At 47.0% G+C, this 18,667-nt stretch carries 19 protein-coding genes and 2 tRNA genes; 5 read left to right on the forward strand and 16 right to left on the reverse strand.

What is annotated here, in order from left to right:
- Positions 1-14 precede the first annotated feature (14 nt).
- The 9 genes from OC187_RS01440 to OC187_RS01480 form a co-directional block, all read right to left on the reverse strand.
- On the reverse strand, positions 15-419 hold the full coding sequence (locus OC187_RS01440; protein ID WP_262998013.1) for a cytochrome c-type biogenesis protein: 405 nt from the start codon (positions 417-419) through the stop codon (positions 15-17).
- Between the two features lie 377 nt (positions 420-796).
- Positions 797-1,975: an RING finger protein gene (locus tag OC187_RS01445; RefSeq protein WP_263008515.1), complete on the reverse strand. Its 1,179-nt coding sequence runs from the start codon at positions 1,973-1,975 to the stop codon at positions 797-799.
- Positions 1,976-2,003: 28 nt separating this feature from the next.
- Positions 2,004-2,357, reverse strand: a complete 354-nt coding sequence (locus OC187_RS01450; protein ID WP_262998011.1) for a ferredoxin family 2Fe-2S iron-sulfur cluster binding protein — start codon at positions 2,355-2,357, stop codon at positions 2,004-2,006.
- A gap of 25 nt (positions 2,358-2,382) precedes the next feature.
- Positions 2,383-4,188, reverse strand: coding sequence for an Hsp70 family protein (locus OC187_RS01455; protein WP_262998010.1), 1,806 nt, complete (start codon positions 4,186-4,188; stop codon positions 2,383-2,385).
- Positions 4,176-4,625, reverse strand: a complete 450-nt coding sequence (locus OC187_RS01460; RefSeq protein ID WP_262998009.1) for a Fe-S protein assembly co-chaperone HscB — start codon at positions 4,623-4,625, stop codon at positions 4,176-4,178. Before OC187_RS01460 ends, OC187_RS01455 begins: the two co-directional genes overlap by 13 nt.
- Positions 4,618-5,007, reverse strand: coding sequence for an iron-sulfur cluster assembly accessory protein (locus OC187_RS01465; protein ID WP_262998008.1), 390 nt, complete (start codon positions 5,005-5,007; stop codon positions 4,618-4,620). Before OC187_RS01465 ends, OC187_RS01460 begins: the two co-directional genes overlap by 8 nt.
- Positions 4,997-5,401: a Fe-S cluster assembly scaffold IscU gene (gene iscU, locus OC187_RS01470; protein WP_262998007.1), complete on the reverse strand. Its 405-nt coding sequence runs from the start codon at positions 5,399-5,401 to the stop codon at positions 4,997-4,999. The genes OC187_RS01465 and iscU overlap by 11 nt, the downstream gene beginning before the upstream one ends.
- 8 nt (positions 5,402-5,409) lie before the next feature.
- Positions 5,410-6,642, reverse strand: a complete 1,233-nt coding sequence (locus OC187_RS01475; protein ID WP_262998006.1) for an IscS subfamily cysteine desulfurase — start codon at positions 6,640-6,642, stop codon at positions 5,410-5,412.
- A gap of 20 nt (positions 6,643-6,662) precedes the next feature.
- Positions 6,663-8,219, reverse strand: a complete 1,557-nt coding sequence (locus tag OC187_RS01480; RefSeq protein WP_262998074.1) for an aminotransferase class V-fold PLP-dependent enzyme — start codon at positions 8,217-8,219, stop codon at positions 6,663-6,665.
- Between the two features lie 200 nt (positions 8,220-8,419).
- On the opposite strand from OC187_RS01480, the gene OC187_RS01485 reads away from it, so the two are divergent.
- From OC187_RS01485 to OC187_RS01495, 3 genes are all read left to right on the forward strand, one after another.
- Positions 8,420-9,127 (forward strand): alpha/beta hydrolase, encoded by a 708-nt coding sequence (locus OC187_RS01485; RefSeq protein WP_262998005.1) that lies wholly within the window; start codon positions 8,420-8,422, stop codon positions 9,125-9,127.
- Positions 9,128-9,430: 303 nt separating this feature from the next.
- Positions 9,431-10,981 (forward strand): lysine--tRNA ligase, encoded by a 1,551-nt coding sequence (locus OC187_RS01490; protein WP_262998004.1) that lies wholly within the window; start codon positions 9,431-9,433, stop codon positions 10,979-10,981.
- Between the two features lie 47 nt (positions 10,982-11,028).
- The gene (locus OC187_RS01495; protein WP_263008516.1) at positions 11,029-11,463 is read left to right on the forward strand and encodes an outer membrane protein assembly factor BamE; all 435 of its coding nucleotides are present in this window, start codon (positions 11,029-11,031) and stop codon (positions 11,461-11,463) included.
- Between the two features lie 67 nt (positions 11,464-11,530).
- Here OC187_RS01495 and truA read toward each other — a convergent pair whose 3' ends face one another.
- From truA to OC187_RS01525, 6 genes are all read right to left on the reverse strand, one after another.
- Positions 11,531-12,271, reverse strand: a complete 741-nt coding sequence (gene truA, locus OC187_RS01500) for a tRNA pseudouridine(38-40) synthase TruA (protein ID WP_262998002.1) — start codon at positions 12,269-12,271, stop codon at positions 11,531-11,533.
- A complete protein-coding gene (locus OC187_RS01505; RefSeq protein ID WP_262998073.1) occupies positions 12,268-13,170 on the reverse strand; it encodes an aspartate carbamoyltransferase catalytic subunit in 903 nt (300 codons plus the stop codon). The genes truA and OC187_RS01505 overlap by 4 nt, the downstream gene beginning before the upstream one ends.
- 154 nt (positions 13,171-13,324) lie before the next feature.
- On the reverse strand, positions 13,325-13,987 hold the full coding sequence (gene fsa, locus OC187_RS01510) for a fructose-6-phosphate aldolase (protein ID WP_262998001.1): 663 nt from the start codon (positions 13,985-13,987) through the stop codon (positions 13,325-13,327).
- The gene (locus tag OC187_RS01515; protein ID WP_262998000.1) at positions 13,984-14,370 is read right to left on the reverse strand and encodes a hypothetical protein; all 387 of its coding nucleotides are present in this window, start codon (positions 14,368-14,370) and stop codon (positions 13,984-13,986) included. The genes fsa and OC187_RS01515 overlap by 4 nt, the downstream gene beginning before the upstream one ends.
- Positions 14,371-14,459: 89 nt before the next feature.
- Entirely contained in the window at positions 14,460-15,851 is a 1,392-nt protein-coding gene (gene atpD / locus OC187_RS01520) for a F0F1 ATP synthase subunit beta (protein ID WP_458693105.1), read from the reverse strand.
- Positions 15,852-16,000: 149 nt separating this feature from the next.
- Positions 16,001-16,083, reverse strand: a tRNA-Leu gene (locus OC187_RS01525).
- Positions 16,084-16,371: 288 nt separating this feature from the next.
- Between OC187_RS01525 and mgtE the strand changes: the two genes are divergently transcribed.
- Positions 16,372-17,718: a magnesium transporter gene (gene mgtE, locus OC187_RS01530; RefSeq protein ID WP_262997998.1), complete on the forward strand. Its 1,347-nt coding sequence runs from the start codon at positions 16,372-16,374 to the stop codon at positions 17,716-17,718.
- A gap of 124 nt (positions 17,719-17,842) precedes the next feature.
- On the opposite strand, the gene OC187_RS01535 is transcribed toward mgtE, so the two are convergent.
- A tRNA-Pro gene (locus OC187_RS01535) sits at positions 17,843-17,916 on the reverse strand.
- 322 nt (positions 17,917-18,238) lie between these two features.
- Between OC187_RS01535 and OC187_RS01540 the strand changes: the two genes are divergently transcribed.
- On the forward strand, positions 18,239-18,667 hold a 429-nt coding region (locus tag OC187_RS01540; protein WP_262997997.1), incomplete at its 3' end, for an RlmE family RNA methyltransferase.

Here is an 18,667-nt window from a genome sequence, read left to right on the forward strand (position 1 = left end):
AGCAACATCCGGTACTAGCCGCCCCCCTGGCTCTTTAACCGCCGTAATTTTATTGCCACCATTGCACTGAGTGCGACAGAAACCAGCAGCGGCAGCATCCACAAGAAGTAAGTGCGCCCCTCATATGGCGTAGTACCGAGTATCTGTTCCCCATACCTATCCCTGAGATCAGCTAGTATCTCATCATCCGTGCGACCATTGAGAATTTCACTCCATATAAAGCCCCTGATACTAACCGCAAATGAGGACTGGGACTCACGTATTGACTCCCCAGCACATACCAAACATCTTGTCATCCCGAAAATTCTGTTGGCACGGTGCTGTATCCTGGGCGGCAATCCCTCATCATCAGCGACAGAGGAGCCCGCGTGGCACGCAAGGGGTGCTAAGAATAGCAAGAGAAAAAACAATCTAACCATAGGCAAATCACGTGCATACGCCTCACACTACAGTAAAGTCTTTATGTGAGCAAGTAACTGTGGCACGGCACTATCGCAAACAAGCTCACAACATCATAAGCAATAGCGACTATGCAGTCAGAAGACATTTTGCACGGTAACCATGACCTACAAAATCTAAGCTTGATCGTAAAACTAAGCAGCGCCACGCAGCTAAAGTAAAATCAATAAAGTAAACTTACGCAATTAAAGTAGAATATAACATCCGGTAAATCTGCGACTTTTATAATATGCTAATTCACATCCTTTACAACATTAGCTAATGTCTTTGTTTACATATCCCCCACAGACCGTTTTTATCGCTATTTTCACAACTCGTCTCTCTACCCAGAGCGCTTTCATGGAGATATTTGGTTAAGTGCGTCCTCAGTTGTGCCTTCGGTCCGCCCCTTGATCTTTTCCGCAAGCAACTTTGAGAATTCTAAAAATGGCATATTACCTATAGTGAGACTTTTGCCATCGGATTTCACGGCAAAAGTCAAAATATCAGAACCATCTTCGGTAAGAGGAGTTGCACTTTTAAGCGCACTAATCACTGCTTCAAAGACAGTGATGTAGTCGTTTGCCATATGAACCTTTGCCTTATTATCTTTTTTGGCTTGCGCTTGAACCAGCTCGGATATAAACCGCGAAAACTTAGTAAAACCTTTAAGTTCAAAATTGAGATCTGACTTACATTTCGCGGGAAAGGCAACCATACAACTCTCTGATAAGAAAGCACTTCCGCGCACTGACAAACCAAAGTCATCACTGCGTAGCTCCATGGATGGAATGCTTACATCTAGAGTCTTCCCCTCAGCGCTCGTAGAGCCGGGTCGCTGAAGAAGGGAAAAATCTTTAACTTGAAAGAATACCTCCCCCACTCCATCCGCATTTTTATTTCTCGAAAATTCTGAATTTACAGTGACAATGGACCCCTGCTCACCACTCACCAAACCTTTTTCTTCCACAGATAGATACGCTTGGTCATACAGAGGCACATACTCACTAGATGCTTGATCAAAACAAGCAACACCCCTATCATCCGCGTACGTAAATTCCGCTACTCCGTTCTTAACCGCCTCTCCCAATATCAGTTTCCTGAACATGTGTGTTAGCAAATTGCCATGAAACACCGCACTATAACTGGCTCCTGTCCTGCACTCCACCACACCAGTTGCGTCTTCTTCCATCTCCTGAAGCCCAAACACCCGCACCGTCCCGTTAGGCAACGCAAAACCTAGCGTGTTTTTAAATGGGTTATAGGATAGCAATAAGGACTCCGCCACAATCGACGCGCCACCTACCTTTACCTCAAAATTCCGCAACGTGATTTGATTAGGTGCAGTTACCTTAACCTCAAAATCCTCATAGCTGACTGACTCTACTGGAAAGAGGCCACTACCAGAATCGCGTACAGCGTCCACAAAAGACAATGAAACTTCTTTCATAAACCACAGAGAGAGCGGATAGGCCGCAATAAGAGGACCGCAGACTAAAACGAGAAAAGCCACACAAACTAATTTTGATCTAGTCATACTCCCTCCCTCTCAACAAAATACGCAATTACTCCTCACGCTCAGAAAAGGATACATTTCTGGTCTCACTGGGTAGCATGACGCGCAGACCGTCAAGCTCTTTGGTAACTACAATCTGACATCCAAGCCTAGATGTCTCAGTAAGACCAAATGCCAGATCAAGCATATCATTTTCTTCATCGGACAATGCGTTATGTGCCTCTACCTTGTCGTACCACTCCGGATCAACTATCAAGTGACACGTTGAACACGCCAACGAACCCTCACACGCGCCCTCTAAATCAACCTTGTTTCTATGTGCAAGAGTAAGAAGAGTTTCTCCCTCATGGGCTTCATACGTCTCCTCAACCCCATCCTGGGATACAAAAGTTACTGATGGCATTTAGAGACCCCCTAAATCGTAACCATTACTCCTTTTCGTATAAAAAGTCATCTCTCCTTCCAAGCTCAACAAACCTTTCTCTAAACCTTTTGGTAAAGGCACGCATCTTTTCCGCATCTCCCTCATGCATCAACCCCCTAGCCTCAGACAACATATCATTAATGACCTGCATCTCAACCTCAGAAAATCTCTTATTGGCCAGCTCAGTCTCCAGCAGCTCTATTACACGCGCACATTCCAACTTTCTTGCGCTTAGATCTCTAAACGCCATATCTTCATCAAAGTGCTCTACGGAGCCAAGCACTTGTCGCTCTATATCAGCCTCTGTCACGCCCTCTAGTTGATGTACTTCTACACATCTTTCTGAGCCAGTGAGCTTGTCTTGCACTGAAACAACTAACAGGCCATCCATATCAACTCTGAATTCCACTCCAATTCTAGCTTCACCTGCAGGTAGGGGCGGCACTTTAATATCAAATTTAGCCAAGGACCTATTCTCACTTACCACTTCTCGTTCTCCTTGACACACATGTATACTTATAGCAGTCTGACCGTCAGTATAAGTGGTAAATTCCTGCGCCACAAGCGCGGGCACTGGGGTGTTGCGCGGTATTATGGTTTCAACTACTCCTCCCATTACTTCAAGGGACAACGAAAGGGGCACAACATCTACCAACACCTTCCTACCCGTAGCACCTGGATTCGCGAGATAATAAGCCTGAAGCGCAGCACCAATGACAACAGCTCTTTCTTGATCTATGCTGTCAAACACTCTCCCCGGAAAGATGGAATCCAGCGCAGCCTTTATATTCGGGATTCTAGACGACCCACCTACAAGAATGACTCTTGAAATATCACGAAAGTTAAGACTGGCATCAGAAATCGTATTTTCCAAAATCCTCATGGTCTTGGAAATCACTCCATCCACAATATCAGAGAATTCAGAATGGGTTATGTCGCACTTGAAAACATCGCCACTTATCCTAAACTCAAAAGTGCCGTCATCACCCGAGCTAAGCGCTTCCTTAGCACGGCAAGCATCGACCATAAAATCCCTATCATCTGCAAAATCGCAGATCTTTGCGCGCTTACAACTCTCGTATTTTGCCAAGACCAACTCTGCGAGCAGCGCATCTATATCATCACCACCTAGGTAGGTATCCCCACCAGTGGCCAACACTTGAAATACCCCATCATGAAGTCTCAGAACAGAGACATCAAACGTTCCACCTCCAAAATCGTATACGACACATGTCTCTGTATCACCTGTCTGTTCAAATTTATACGCAAGCGCTGAGGCAGTAGGCTCATTAAGTAACCGCATCACCTCAATACCAGCCAGTCTCGCTGCTTTCCTAGTTGCTTTTCGCGCAGCCTCATCAAAATATGCCGGCACAGTAATAACGGCGCGCTTCACATCTTGACCGGTGGAACTCTTGACTAGTTCGGCAAGACACCTAAGCACTTCCGCAGCAACCTCAACCGGTGTCACTACTTTACACTCGTTGGCAGCCAGTGCCAGATTGCCGCTCACTTCTGTAATACGTGCACCGTAAAACGAACCTTCTACATCTCCAGCAAGCTTGCCCATGAGGCGCTTTGTAGAGCGTAAGGCACACCGGGAATCGGCGTCATGCCCTACTTTTACCTCCATATCACCAACATATTCAACGATTGAGGGAACTAAGGACCTACCACCGGGATCATCAAAAATCCTCACGGCTCCGTCCGGGCAGACAGTAGCTATTAGAGAGTTAGTGGTACCTAGGTCTATGCCAAACACGGAGCCCTGCTCCACTATAACCGGCTCGACTATATCTAGAAGTTGCATGCATCCCCGCTCTTATCTAGCTTTTTGAGGTATTTTAGCTTTTCAACCTGCAATGCAGCTTGATACATATCACTCTCTGCAAAAGACCTCTCCACGCGCTCCCAACATTTCGATATCTCCGACTTGATACCAGACTCTGGATCCTGAGAGTCAAACATTGTAAACACCTCTGATACGAGGCCACGACGATCTTCATCTTGCAATGTGGTACCACTGAGTTTCAAAATATACTCGGCCCGCGTCAACGGGGATTTTAGCGCCAGATAGGCCTCGTTTACCTTGGCGATATACCTGGCAGCAGAGTCCCTATCTGCAGGACTAGAAAAACAATCCGGATGCCTGCCACTATGTTCAGCTATATAATTCCTCTCCATGGCCTTAACATCAATAAAAAAACTGACTTCCAGACCAAGTAAAGAGAAATAATTCTCAGACATAGAAGCTATCTCCGCATCCGCATCTACCTTTTTCGTTTGGATTCTTAAAGACAAAGCCTGACGAGAGCTTATCGCTGTAGTAATCAACCGTAGTTCCACAAATGAACATCATAGCCTTTGGCTCAATAAGTACAACGACCTTGAACTTACCAAAAACCCTCTCCATTCTTACCTCGAACGGCCTAGTATCATACGCGTACTCTATGTGGTACTTAAAACCGTAACATCCCTTCTGCTTGACCAGAATTCTAATCGCAACATTGTCCCCTTTGTTCATCAAGAGGGCTTTCATTCTATTCCAGGCCGCATTGGTAATGACAACAGGAGAGTCACCGCTACCAACTTTTTCAGCATTTGATCCCACGGGAACCTCAAGACTCATTCCTATTCTCGGATGCGCGTTGCTTGCTCTTATAATCGTTTACTGCTGCCTTAACGGCATCTTCAGCCAGTAAGGAACAGTGTATTTTCACTGGGGGCAAAGACAACTCCTTGGCCAAAACAGTATTCTTCAATAGGCACGCCTCTTCTATTGTCTTGCCTTTTATACGCTCCGTAGCAAGAGAACTCGCAGCAATCGCAGCACCACATCCAAACGTCTTAAACTTAGCATCAACTATCGTGCCGCTCTCATCCACCTTTATCTGCAATTTCATTACATCACCGCAGCTTGGGGCCCCAACTAATCCGGTTCCTACGCTTAGATCGTCATTAGGCAAGGAACCGACATTTTGTGGATTCCTATAACGATCTAACACAGCATCACTATAACTCATACAACCTCCTATGCATCCCACTTTATAGTCTTCAAATCTATACCCTCTTGAACCATTTCCCAGAGAGGGCTAATCTCACGCAATTTTTGTACGCTACGCACCACCAAATCTGCAGCATACTCAACATCCTCAAGGGTGGTGAATCTGCCCATCCCAAATCTTATGGATGAGTGCTCTAAATCGTGTTCTACATTCAGAGCGCGCAGCACGTAAGACGGCTCCAAAGAGGCGGACGTGCATGCAGAGCCTGAACTCACCGCAAGATCATTTATAGCCATAATAATGGACTCTCCCTCTACGTAGGAGAAGCTCAAGTTCAGATTTCCAGGTATCCTCTGAGAATAGCTTCCATTCAGAACCACATGGGAAAGCCCCTTCGTAATTTTGTCATACAGCACATCCCGCAACTTGCGTATTCTCTCATTTTCAACTTCCATCTCCTCCACAGCTATTCTTGCTGCTTCACCCAAACCCACGGCAAGCGGAGTCGGCACAGTACCGGACCTCATGCCGCGCTCCTGCCCCCCTCCACTAATTAGGGGAGTTAGGCGCACTCTTGGATTGCGGCGACGCACATACAACGCACCTATTCCCATAGGGCCGTATATCTTGTGCCCAGAGATACTTAGCAGATCTATATTCATACTATTGACGTCTATAGCTACTTTGCCAAGAGCCTGAGCCGCATCAGTGTGAAAAAACACATCTCTGCTTCTGCATATCTTACCTATTTCGCCTATGTGTTGAATTACCCCTATCTCGTTATTCACCGTCATAACGGAGACGAGTATTGTATTGTCCTTTATTGCGTCTTTCAGGGTATCTATTGCCAAGATACCATCCTTCTGCACATCAAGATAGGTTACCTCGAATCCTTCGGCTTCCAGAGAGCGACACGAATCCAGCACGCATTTATGCTCTGTTTTGAGAGTGATGATATGATTCCCCTTATTCTTGTAGAAGCGCGCAAGCCCCTTTATTGCTAAATTGTTGGACTCTGTCGCACCAGATGTAAATATGATCTCCTTTGGGTCAGCCCCAATGGACTTGGCCACCTGCTCCCTAGCAATCTCCATAGCAGATTCGGCTCTCCACCCAAAAGAATGGCTACGCGAATGCGGATTAGAAAATTGCCGAAAGTAGGGAATCATGACCTCAAGTACCCTATCATCAACCCTCGTAGTGGATTGATAATCAAAAAATATAGGAGGCCGTACTCCATCTCCATTAGCTGATGTCATTACCATAACCTCCAATACAACTAATTTATCGAATGAAAATTGCGATAGATCCCGTACCAACAATCAGCAATCTTGCAAATCTGATCGCCAGTTACATCAGGATCCAGGCTAATCCTAACTGCGTTTCTAGCATGCTCATCACTCGCTCCTATCGCAGATAACACGTGAGATGTGCCCATCTTCCCAGACGAACACGCAGACCCAGCACCTATCGCCACCTTTTGGCTATCAAAACCCATAACCTGTAACTCGTTACTCACGCCAGGCATGGAGACGCAAGTAGTGTTGGGCAATCTGTCTGCGTCGCGTCCAAAAATGATGCACTCGGGCACAAGCTCGCTCATCTTACTCTCAAGTAGGTCACGCATAGGCCTTACATTCGCCATCTTATGTACACAACTTTGTATGCCTTCTAAGGCTATGGACAGGGAACATATCGCAGTCACATTCTCCGTGCCGGCACGCAACCCCTTTTCCTGCAACCCACCAAGTATCATCGGCTTCACCTCGACGCTTTTACCGTTGAAAAGCAGCGCACCAGCACCCGGAATTCCACCAACCTTATGCGAAGAAATAGTTACACAGTCCACACCAAGCTTTAGCACACTAACCGGGATCTTTCCACAAGCCTGCACCGCATCAGTATGCACTATCGCTCCATACTTATGCGCAAGCTCTACAACCTCCCGGACAGGCTGTATGGTCCCTATCTCATTATTCGCCATCATGACAGATACCAGTGCTCTTCTGCCGTCCAGGGCAATTAAAATATCCTCTAGAGCACCCATCGATATGACGCCTGAGCCGTCAACTGGAATTATTATCGGGTCAACAGCTGCGTTCATGACGGAAGGGTGCTCTACAGCCGAGATGATATGAGCACATCCAGGGTTGCTCCTGAATACCAGATTGTTTGCCTCAGTACCAGAAGAGGTAAACACAACATCGTATCCAGAAGCGTCCAGCCCATTCACAACCACCCTGCGTGCGTCTTCTATAACCCCCCTAGCCTTCTGCCCCAACCCGTGCACGGAGGACGGATTGTAGAAACTTCCAAACAACAACGCATTGCCCAACTTATGCCGGACTCGTGCATTCACCGACGCAGTCGCATTGTAATCTGCATATATATAGCAGTCATCACCGCTCACAACATTGAGATTGTCGTTAAATACATCCAGAATAGAAGTATTTTTCAGATAGTGCCTTACATACTTCTCTATGCCGTCCCACAAATTATGGCTGTTACACCTGACTCCAGGAGGTGACAGGCAACTCCCACGCCCTGCCTCGCACCTCACCATTTTTACCTTATCCCCTACAGAGTCTAGCAGTAAATCCAATGTTATACGTTCGGGTGGTGCCCCCAGAGCGTATCCACCACCTGGCCCTCTAACCGACTTAACAAGCCCCTTGCCCTTTAAGGAGGCTATCACTCTTTCCAAATAACCCTCAGAGAGAGACTGATTACCCGCTATGGAAGAGGCGCTCTTAGGTTTAGCCGTCTCAGAACAATCTTGATTCAGCAACCCCACCATGAACATTACAGCGTAGCGCAATCTCGTGGTCATCAGCATGGGCAACCTCACAAAAGCGCGAACAGCGGCAAAAAGCAACAACCAAAATCTAGCAAAACACAAAAAACCCTTGGTAAGAAGGAACTTTTTAGTTAGCATCTTCGTGGTGTACAGTGAATAGTTGATAATACACCCCATGTCAAGTAGGTTTTTCCTGCAGGGTGGCTGTGGCGGTATAGTAGGAGTCTGGGTAAGTTGGAATGCGAGAGGTTTTTCTTAATGGGCCTGCAGGCAAGATAGAGGGCAGGTATACGGGAAGTAGGGATGTAGACGCCCCGTTGGTGCTGATACTGCACCCTCATCCGCAGTATGGTGGCAGCATGGATAATAAGATAGTTTACAATCTTTACCGTGTGTTCGCTACAAATGGCTTTTCTGTCCTGCGAATAAATTTTCGTGGCATTGGCAAGTCAGCAGGGACTTTCGATAAAGGGATTGGAGAGCTTAGTGACGCCGCAGCGGCGGCAGATTGGCTACAAAACAACAGTCCGTCAGTCTCTTCATTCTGGGTTGCTGGCTTCTCCTTCGGCGCGTGGGTAGCCATGCAGCTGATGATGCGAAGACCAGAGGTTGATGGGTTCGTTGCGGTGTCCCCGCCGGCGAATAGGTATGATTTTTCGTTTCTTTCTCCCTGCCCCGTACCCGGCTTGATAATACAAGGAGATAATGACAGCATAGCTGAGGAAGCCTCTGTGTCCCAACTTGCGTCGAGGCTCAGCGCCTCTATCAAAAGCGAACATATGCAGTATTACATCGTAGAAAAAGCGGACCATTTCTTCCGTGATCACATGAACCAGCTCAATGAGGTGGTTGACGCGTATATAAAGTCCAGAATGTCGTCAGTTGGAAAGACACAAGTGTTCGCCACTAAGAAGGTCAAAAGTAAGCGGCCTGCATACGCTGGGTAGCGTGCAAACTTAGGGACCGGCTCCCCGGGGACCCCTTGAGGTCAGTACGTCATGAGGTAGTGTCCCGCCATGGCAGTCTAGGTACCTCGCTCACCAACAGTTGGCTATTGTAACTCGGATCATCCACGGCAGCGCAGAGTGTTAGACGGGTTAGGTGCTTCTACAGACAAGTAAATTTTCCGTTTCTACGCTTAAGTAAGTAACCGTGGGTAACTTGCAATTTGTCACACTCGGCCATAGAAGTAGTAATTGAAGGCAAGGATTTTGTATTGTACAATCTTCAATGATCCCATTGGGAAAGCTATGGCGCACAATTCCTGGCCCTTCAGGGAAGCTGAAAGGATTCTGCAGACATTTGGTGAGGAGCGGGAGGTAATTTTTTCCGTTGGATATGGTCCTTCCGGGCTGCCTCACATAGGGACCTTCGGTGAGGTTGTGAGGACTGCGTTTGTCGCTAACGCTCTACGCACGATCTCTCCAAACACTTCAACTAGAATCCTGGCGTTCTCAGACGACATGGATGGGCTGCGTAAGGTACCCGAAAACATACCCCAGTACGATATGGTCGCAGAGTGCTTAGGAAAGCCCCTGACATCTATCCCTGACCCATTTGGCACCTGTCAGAGTTACGGACACCACATGAATCATGTATTCTGTGAATTTTTGGATAGACTCGGGATCGAGTATGAATTCAAAAGTGCTACTGAGTGTTATAAATCCGGTGTATATGATGCTACGCTATTGAGGCTACTCCAGAATTATGACAGGGTCACCGAGGTATTGCTCGCTACAGTAGGAGAGGAGCGCCAAAAAACCTATAGCCCCTTCTTACCTATATGCACGAAAACATCCAGGGTGCTGCAGGTACCCATAGTGAAGGTGGACATTGCCGGTGGTACGGTGTTCTATGAGGATGATGAAGGAAATCTTGTTGAAACGCCAGTTACCGGCGGGAGATGTAAGCTGCAATGGAAAGCAGATTGGGGAATGAGATGGGCAGCGTTTGACGTGCGCTATGAAGCCCATGGAAAAGATCTGACTCCTTCTGCAAGACCATCTTCGGAAGTGTGTAAGATTTTGGGTAAGACCCCTCCTGTCCTGTTTACATACGAGCTTTTCCTAGATAGGGAGGGTAAGAAAATCTCAAAATCCAAAGGCAATGGTTTCTCTGTGGAAGAGTGGCTGGCTTGTGCCCCATATGAAAGTTTGGCACTGTACATGTTCCAAAACCCGGGAAGGGCTAAGCGCCTGTATTTTGATATAGTACCAAAATTTGTTGATGACTATCTATCCTTAGTTCAGGAGTATAACAACGCCCCCAGCGTTGATAATCCCGTTTGGCACATACACAGTGGAAAAGTGCCAAAGATTGAGTTGTGCGAATTAACATTCTGCCTCCTGATAAATATAGCATCTGCGTGTAACGCGGAGGATGATGAGATGTTATGGAAACTCATTAGACAGTACAGGGGGGATATAGACACAGAAGCCGATATGGTAACGCTTGGCAAGTTAGTAAGTCACGCCATAGCCTACTGCCACATGTTCGTGATTCCAAATAGATCATACAGGATCCCGAACGAAGATGAGCGCATTATGTTTTTAGACCTGGCAGACACCTTGGCTAAAGCTCAAGATAATGACTCTTTTAACGAGATACAAAATCTCGTTTTTGCTGTTGGTAAGAAATACTTTCCACCAAATAACCTAAGAGAGTGGTTTAAAATGCTGTATGAGGTGTTATTAGGACAAAGCGATGGACCGAGATTTGGATCATTTGTGAAACTTTACGGGGTAAGCAACACAGTAGAGCTGATCAGAAAGGCCGTGTCCGCAGCGGGGGGTAGTAATTGACAGCGTCAAATGGTGTGCTATCCTTGGCATGTTTTCCGGAGTCTTAAATGTTGAGGTTTTTGGTACTGTGTTGCGCTATGCTGTCCCTGGGCGGCTGCTGGTCTTTTACCCAATATAACGGATACCCGGCCACAGGAGTACAGTTCTGGAATGAAGTTAAGGTAGGCACAAAAAAGAGTGAGGTTGTAAAACTTTTGGGATCTCCCGTAATCGTCGATGACAAGGGCACCTGGCTGTACCCCTCTTGTGAGGTCCGCGGGGTTGTGGCATCTGTGATCAGAAAGTATAGCTGCGCTGTTCTTAAAGTATCTTTCGAGGAAGGTGGTAACAAAGTGTCTGGTGTCGAACGGATTGCAACACCTATGAGGCGCCTACCGCGGATAGAAAGCACTAGCACACCCATTACCGGAGTAAATGACGGAGCTTGGCGTAAGATCGGGAATATGTTGAACAAGCTTTCTCTTAGGAGCAAGACGGAGTAGCAGTGTAACATCTCGGAGGGCTATCCTTGCTTTGTCCCACGCTCATCCCCAGAGCCGCAGCCGGTCCCTAGTATTCTACCAGTGTTAAGTACAATCCATAAGGGGGTGCGGTAACCCCAGCCACTGCCCTGTTTCTACTCTCCAGCACCTCCAAAATGTGGGAAGGCGCGGATGTGCCGTTGCCACACCTAACAAGCGTACCCACGATTATTCTGACCTGCTTGTGTAAAAAAGAGAGCGCGGAAACATGGACGAGTATGTTACTTCCTTCTCTAACACATTCAATTCTATCTATCGTTCTAATGGAAGACTTCGATTGACATTCCTTGGAACGAAAGCTGGCAAAATCCTTTTTTCCAATCATGTAACTTGCAGCTTCGTTCATATCGGATACATTTAACTTCATGGGTATGTGCCACATGCGCAGGCGATCTAAGCACAAAGGCGCATCCCTATTTGCGATCTTATAGGTATAATGTCTCTTCTTGGCGGAGAATCTCGAGTGGAAGCCCTGCTCAGCTTTTTCTAGCGAGAGAATTGAAACCATATCCGAGCGTAAATAGTGGTTGAGCGCATTCATGATGACATAATCCTGCAGCGAAGTGTTAAGATCAAAATGAATCACCTGACCAAGTGCGTGAACGCCTGCATCAGTCCTGCCAGCAGCGAAGACTGTTACAGACTGCTGTGAAAGGCTGTATATTGCAGCCTCTATAGACTCTTGTACTGACTTCCCAGCCACTCCCTTCTGGCGCTGCCATCCTATAAAAGCAGTGCCGTCATACTCCACGACAGCCCGGTATCTCATCCCAGCATATAGTGAAGAATAGCCTTGCGTACTGCCGCCCCCATTTTTACCTGAAAGAGCGTTGATGAGCGTTTATCAGCCACTTCATCAGAAATCTCAACTCCTCTGTTCATTGGACCGGGGTGCATGACGATTACATCATCTTTAGCAAGAGAAAGTCGTTTCTCATCAAGCATATAAAGACGCGAATATTCCGTATCTGACATAAAATCTCCGATAGCCATTCGTTCCTTCTGTATTCTTAAAAGCATTATAACGTCAGCTCCCTCTATCCCCTTCTCTAAATCGTGTGTCACCAACGAAACCCCTTCCAACCCGGAAGTGACAGACAACGGCGTTACCACCTTAATTGTTGCACCATACCTAGACAACAACCTAATGTTTGACCGCGCAACCCGACTATAAAGAACATCCCCGCATATAACAATATTGAGCCCATCAACCCTGCCACCTTTCAAGAAACGTATAGTTGCATAGTCTGTGAGGGCTTGTGTAGGATGTTCATGATTCCCATCGCCGGCGTTTATTATGCAACAATCACCCATTTTCTTAGCAAGTTCATCAATAAGGCAACTATGGCCAGAACGTATAACTACTAAATCAGCTCCGATAGCACTTATAGTAGACATAGTATCAGGTATACTCTCCCCCTTACTAATCGAAGACATAGTAACGTTCAGCGTCACAGATACTGCACCTAGGGCCTTTTCTGCAATCTCAAATGCAAGTAAAGTTCTGGTAGAGCTTTCGAAGAACAGGTTGATCACGACCTTTCCGCGCAGCACACTACTGTCACTGCTCTCCTTTCCCTCCAAGTACCTATTTGACAAGAGGACTAAATCCTCCACATCCTTATCACTCAGATCCGAGACTCTAAGCAGCTTCTTTAGGATTCCCATATTGTCCATATACTCAGTAACAACCGGTGACTCTAACATCATTTGAGGGCGAAAAAAAGAAATTATCAGCACCGTAATTTTGCATAGGCCTACACACCTATAGCTGGAGAATGGCACCACTGAAACAACTTCTTGATGAATGCAAGCATCCCGCTCAGGAGTCAAGTAAGCTCTTCCCAGAGCTATCCCACGCTTTTAAAAAGTCCTCTAACCCGCGATCGGTCAGCGGATGTAAAAACAGCTGCTTAAAGACTGCCACAGGTACCGTAACTACATCAGCCCCCACCTTTGCAGCTTCAACCACATGCATGGGGCTCCTAACAGAAGCAGCTAAAATCTGAGTAGAAAAACCGTATTGCGAATATACACAGCTTATATCCTCAATCAGTGAGGCTCCACTTCCTCCTAAATCATCTATTCTACCCATAAATGGAGAAACAAAATGCGCTCCCGCCTTGGCCGCCAATATTGCCTGAGCCACCGAAAAACATAGAGTCACATTTACCTTAATCTTATGCACGCCTGATAAGACCTTGCATGCGCATATGCCGGCAAAGGTCATGGGCAATTTCACCACAACATTCTCCGCAAGCTGAGCTAGCTTCAAACCCTCGCTTACCATGCTTTCAGCACTGGTCGAGACCACCTCTACACTCACAGGACCCTCTACCAATCCGCATATCTCAGCAAGTAGCTCGCTACTAGGCCTTTCAGATTTGGACAGTAACAACGGATTTGTGGTTATGCCATCCACAATACCGGTCTTGCATAGGTCAGATATAGACTCAGTGTCTACTGTATCCAGGAATATTTTCACTCCTTCATCACCTCGTCTATAAATTCTAAATCGGCCCTCGCAAGCTCGTCGAACAATCCGCCACTCCCAACCGATTTCGACATCGCATCGCTGATGTCTTTGAGCTTTTCCTTATCGCAATCCCCAGGCAACAGCAGCACATCCGCCGTTATGGTGCAAACATTATCCCTAATGCTCATAATAGCATTAGATACCATCACAACCCCGAGAACACTAGTTGCGTCCCTTAGTGTAATTTTACCGGGCAGCAAATCCATCACAGTTCTTTCATGGTGCGCCATAACCACCAACGCCCCAGTGGCAGTACGCGCGCACAGAGAGCGCACACCAGTAAAGTCCAGCCTGCGATCCGGAGACACAAGCTCAACACTAAAACACTCCATGACCACTCCACACAAACAGCGAGCGGAAACACGCACACCAACCAACTATGCTACGGACAATGAACTCCACTCAGAACCTCGACTGTGTATTATTTCATGGATTCTGCCTTCTTTAAGGCATCATCTATGCCACCCACCATGTAAAAAGCAGCTTCCGGCAAATCATCATACTTCCCCGCTACCAATTCTTTGAAGCTGCGCACCGTATCTTCGAGTGACACAAAGCTCCCAGGCTGCCCAGTAAACACCTCCGCCACATGAAACGGCTGTGACAGAAACCGCTGGATCTTCCTGGCCCTAGCGACTAATAGTTTATCCTCTTGTGACAACTCATCCATGCCAAGAATGGCTATTATGTCTTGTAGCGACTTATATGTCTGCAGTATCCGCTTAACCTCTTGAGCAACTTCATAATGTTCATCACCAACAACCTCAGGAGATAGGGCCTGAGATGTAGACTCAAGTGGATCAACCGCAGGGTATATACCCAATTCGGAAATCTGCCTAGACAAAACAGTAGTCGAATCCAGATGTGCAAAAGATGTAGCAGGAGCTGGATCTGTCAGATCATCCGCAGGCACGTATATAGCCTGTACTGAGGTTATAGACCCCGAATTTGTAGAGGTGATTCTTTCCTGCATCATACCCATCTCAGTGGCAAGGGTGGGTTGATAACCAACCGCGGAAGGAATACGCCCCAAAAGCGCGGACACTTCAGAACCAGACTGCGTAAACCTGAATACGTTGTCTACAAAGAACAAAACATCCCGACCTTCAACATCACGAAAATACTCGGCCATAGTAAGAGCCGTCAGGGCTACTCTCATTCTGGCTCCAGGCGGTTCATTCATCTGCCCGTATACCAAAACAGCCTGCGACTCTTCAGGTTTGTCTCTGTTGATAACCCCGGACTCCATCATTTCACGATATAAGTCATTGCCTTCACGAGTACGCTCCCCTACACCCGCAAAAACTGAGAACCCCTTATGAGCTTTAGCAACATTATTGATAAGCTCCATAATCAAGACGGTCTTCCCAACACCAGCCCCGCCAAAAAGCCCTACCTTGCCCCCCTTAAGGTACGGAGCCAACAAATCTACCACCTTAATGCCGGTGACCAGCACTTCAGCAATAACCCTTTGCTCGGACAAGCTCGGGGCCTTGGCGTGAATGGGACGCAACTCTATGTCAGATTTAACGTCTCCCAGACCATCTATGGGCCTACCTAGAACATCAAAGACCCTACCGAGAGTACCCCTACCAACAGGAGCTAACATCTGACTCCCCGTGCCGACAAACCTATCTCCCCTAGACAAGCCGTCAGTGCTTCCCATAGCCACACACCTTACGACGCGATCCCCCAAATGCTGAGCTACCTCTAGTACCAGTTTCTCACCCGCGTATTCCGATTCGCTCTCCAGAGCATCCAGAACCTCCGGCATGTTACCGTTAGCAAATTCCACATCGACCACTGCGGGCATCACCCTCACAACTTCACCGACACCAGACGAGTCGGAAGCGGTGCGTCTCTGAGCAACCTTCTCTTTCACTTAGTACCCCAACAACTCACTTAGAAGCAGCACCCCAGCCAGCTAGCCGGCACGCTACAGATCATCCAAAGAGCCCCACGTGCCCTTAGCCGGACTCGAACCAGCACGCCCTCGCGGGCAGTAGATTTTGAGTCTACCGCGTCTACCATTCCGCCATAAGGGCCGCATCACGCACTAGATTACAATCTATTTTACGCAAGTCAATCCCTAATAGGAGTCATATATCGACTTGCCGTCGCATACTATCCAACGCCTTTCACCTTACTGGTAAAAATCTCAAATCTTCCTCTCGCAACGTTATAGAAAAGCGCAGAAATAACTCCTTTTAGGTACCACCTACCGTCTTACTAATGAAGTATTGAGACGCAATTTCGGGATATACAAAGAAAAAAAAATATGTTAGGAGTGCACCACGTTGTTTCATGTCAGTCAATGGAGTGTCGGGCGTATTATGTCGTACCATTTGCTGGATAAACAAACGAGCGACTTTTTAATTAGTGCAGTAGAGGAAGGCAGAGCTTCAGACGTTAAAGAAGTTATAGATCGGGTGGACGGCGTGCAGCTGGCCTACTTTCTTTTGACGTCAACTCCTCAGCATCGTAGAGAGTTGCTCAAGTACGTTGAAGACGGCCTTATACCGGAAATTTTGCTGCACCTTGTTCCGGGTTTGCGTAAGGAAGTAATCGGGGTACTTGGAGCGGAGAAAGCCGCTCTCTTGATAAGCAGGCTAGATAGCGGAGATATAGTCGAGATCGTCGAGGATTTGGATGAGGAGTACCAGAACTCGATCATAAGTTTACTACCTGAGGCGCAAGGCGCGCTAATAAGCGAGCTACTCTCGTATCCGGAGAAGAGTGCCGGTAGGTTGATTCACAAAGACATAACCATCGTACCAGAATATTGGAATGTGGGACAATTGATTGACTTTCTGTGCAATCACGCAAGATCTAACAAGAAATTCCATGAGATCTTCGTGATCAACCCTCAGTTGCAACCTGTGGGAATACTGGCCTTGGATGACATAATACGTGCCAATCGGAACAGTATGGTTAGGCAGCTTATGAACACAGATATCAAGATCATAAGACCTGGAGCCAAACAAGAAGAGGTATCTGAAATATTCCGCCAATACTCCTTGCTGTCCGCGCCTGTCGTCAACAGAGATGGGCGCATAATAGGTTCAATCCTGGTGTACGACATCATAAATGTGGTGCACCAAGAAGTGGAAGAGGATGTCTTACACATGGGTATGGTGTCAGACGGGGATGTAACCTCATCAACGATGAGCACGGTGGTGAAAAGGTTGCCGTGGTTGCTGGTCAATTTATTGGCTTCCACCGCAAGTTCCATAGTCATAGGTTGGTTCAGTGAAACTATACGGAGCTTTATTGCCCTTTCCATCATTATGCCTATGATAGCATCAATGAGCGGGAATTCCGGATTGCAGGCTCTCACTGTAACTATACGTGCTATAGCAACAAAACAGCTTACTTACAGGAACTCACGCAGGTTACTCTTCAAAGAATTGTGTGTGGGGTTTATTAATGGAGCAATACTGGCGGCCATAGCATCCGTTGCCATCATAGTTAGATTTCATAACATGTCTATAGAGCTACTATTCGTAACTTCTATGATAATTACCTTCTCCATAGCAACTTTATCTGGGGCCGCAGTACCCATGTTGTTGAACTTCTTCGGCGCGGACCCAGCAGTGTCGTCATCTATAATAGTGTGTGCCGCAAGTGACATAATGTCATTCCTCATATTCCTAAGCTTAGCAACAATATTCCTAATGTAATCGCGCACAGACAAGCCTCTTGAGAACAGAGGAACACCGCTGTGGGAGAGGGTTACGGAGACAAAGCACCTAGATGCACGGCAGCCTTATCAAGATTCACAAAGTTCAACGACGAGCCGTAGCGTCGGGGTGGAGAGATTCGAACTCCCGACCCCTTGGCCCCAAACCAAGTGCGCTACCAGGCTGCGCCACACCCCGAGAGATCCGGCTAGGGTATAGCATATCACCGCCAGTGTCAATATGACCAATAACAGGGGCACCAATATATTTTCTACTATTCTCCTTACCAGTGTAATTATTGGTATTACTGCTGCACATACATGCCATTGCCTGGCCAACCCTAACTCGCAAGTTAAAAAGTGTAAGTATCTCTTCACTATGACGTGTAAATTCCTTACTATCTCCCAGTTAGGAGTGTTTAATTGTAGGTAGTGTTATAGTTAACGTAAGGACTGCAAAAGGCCGGAAAATTTCCTCTACCAACTGGATACGCAGGCAGATAAATGATCCGTATGTTGCATTGGCAAAAAAGCTAGGGTACAGATCCCGCTCCGCATGCAAGCTTATAGACATAGATGGCAAATTCAAGATCTTGCAACCAGGAAGATCCGTGCTAGATCTTGGCTCGTACCCCGGAGGCTGGGCTCAAGTTGCATCGGAAAGAGTCGCAAAAGGAGGGAAAGCTCATGTAGTTGCAGTAGATACCCAGCAAATGGAGAAAATCCCCAATGTGGACTTCGTACAGTGTGATGTTGAGCATTCGTCAGATTTGCTGCGCGAAGCACTGGGAGATAGAAAGTTTGACGTTGTGCTGTCGGACATGTCTCCGAAATCTTGCGGACACAAGCAAGTCGATCACGCGAATATTATCAATCTATGCGAAATAGCGCTGGACCTAGCTGTGCATACCTTAAAACCTGGAGGGAGCTTCGTAACGAAGATTCTACAG

Source organism: Anaplasma capra (genome assembly GCF_025628805.1).
GTDB lineage: Bacteria > Pseudomonadota > Alphaproteobacteria > Rickettsiales > Anaplasmataceae > Anaplasma > Anaplasma capra.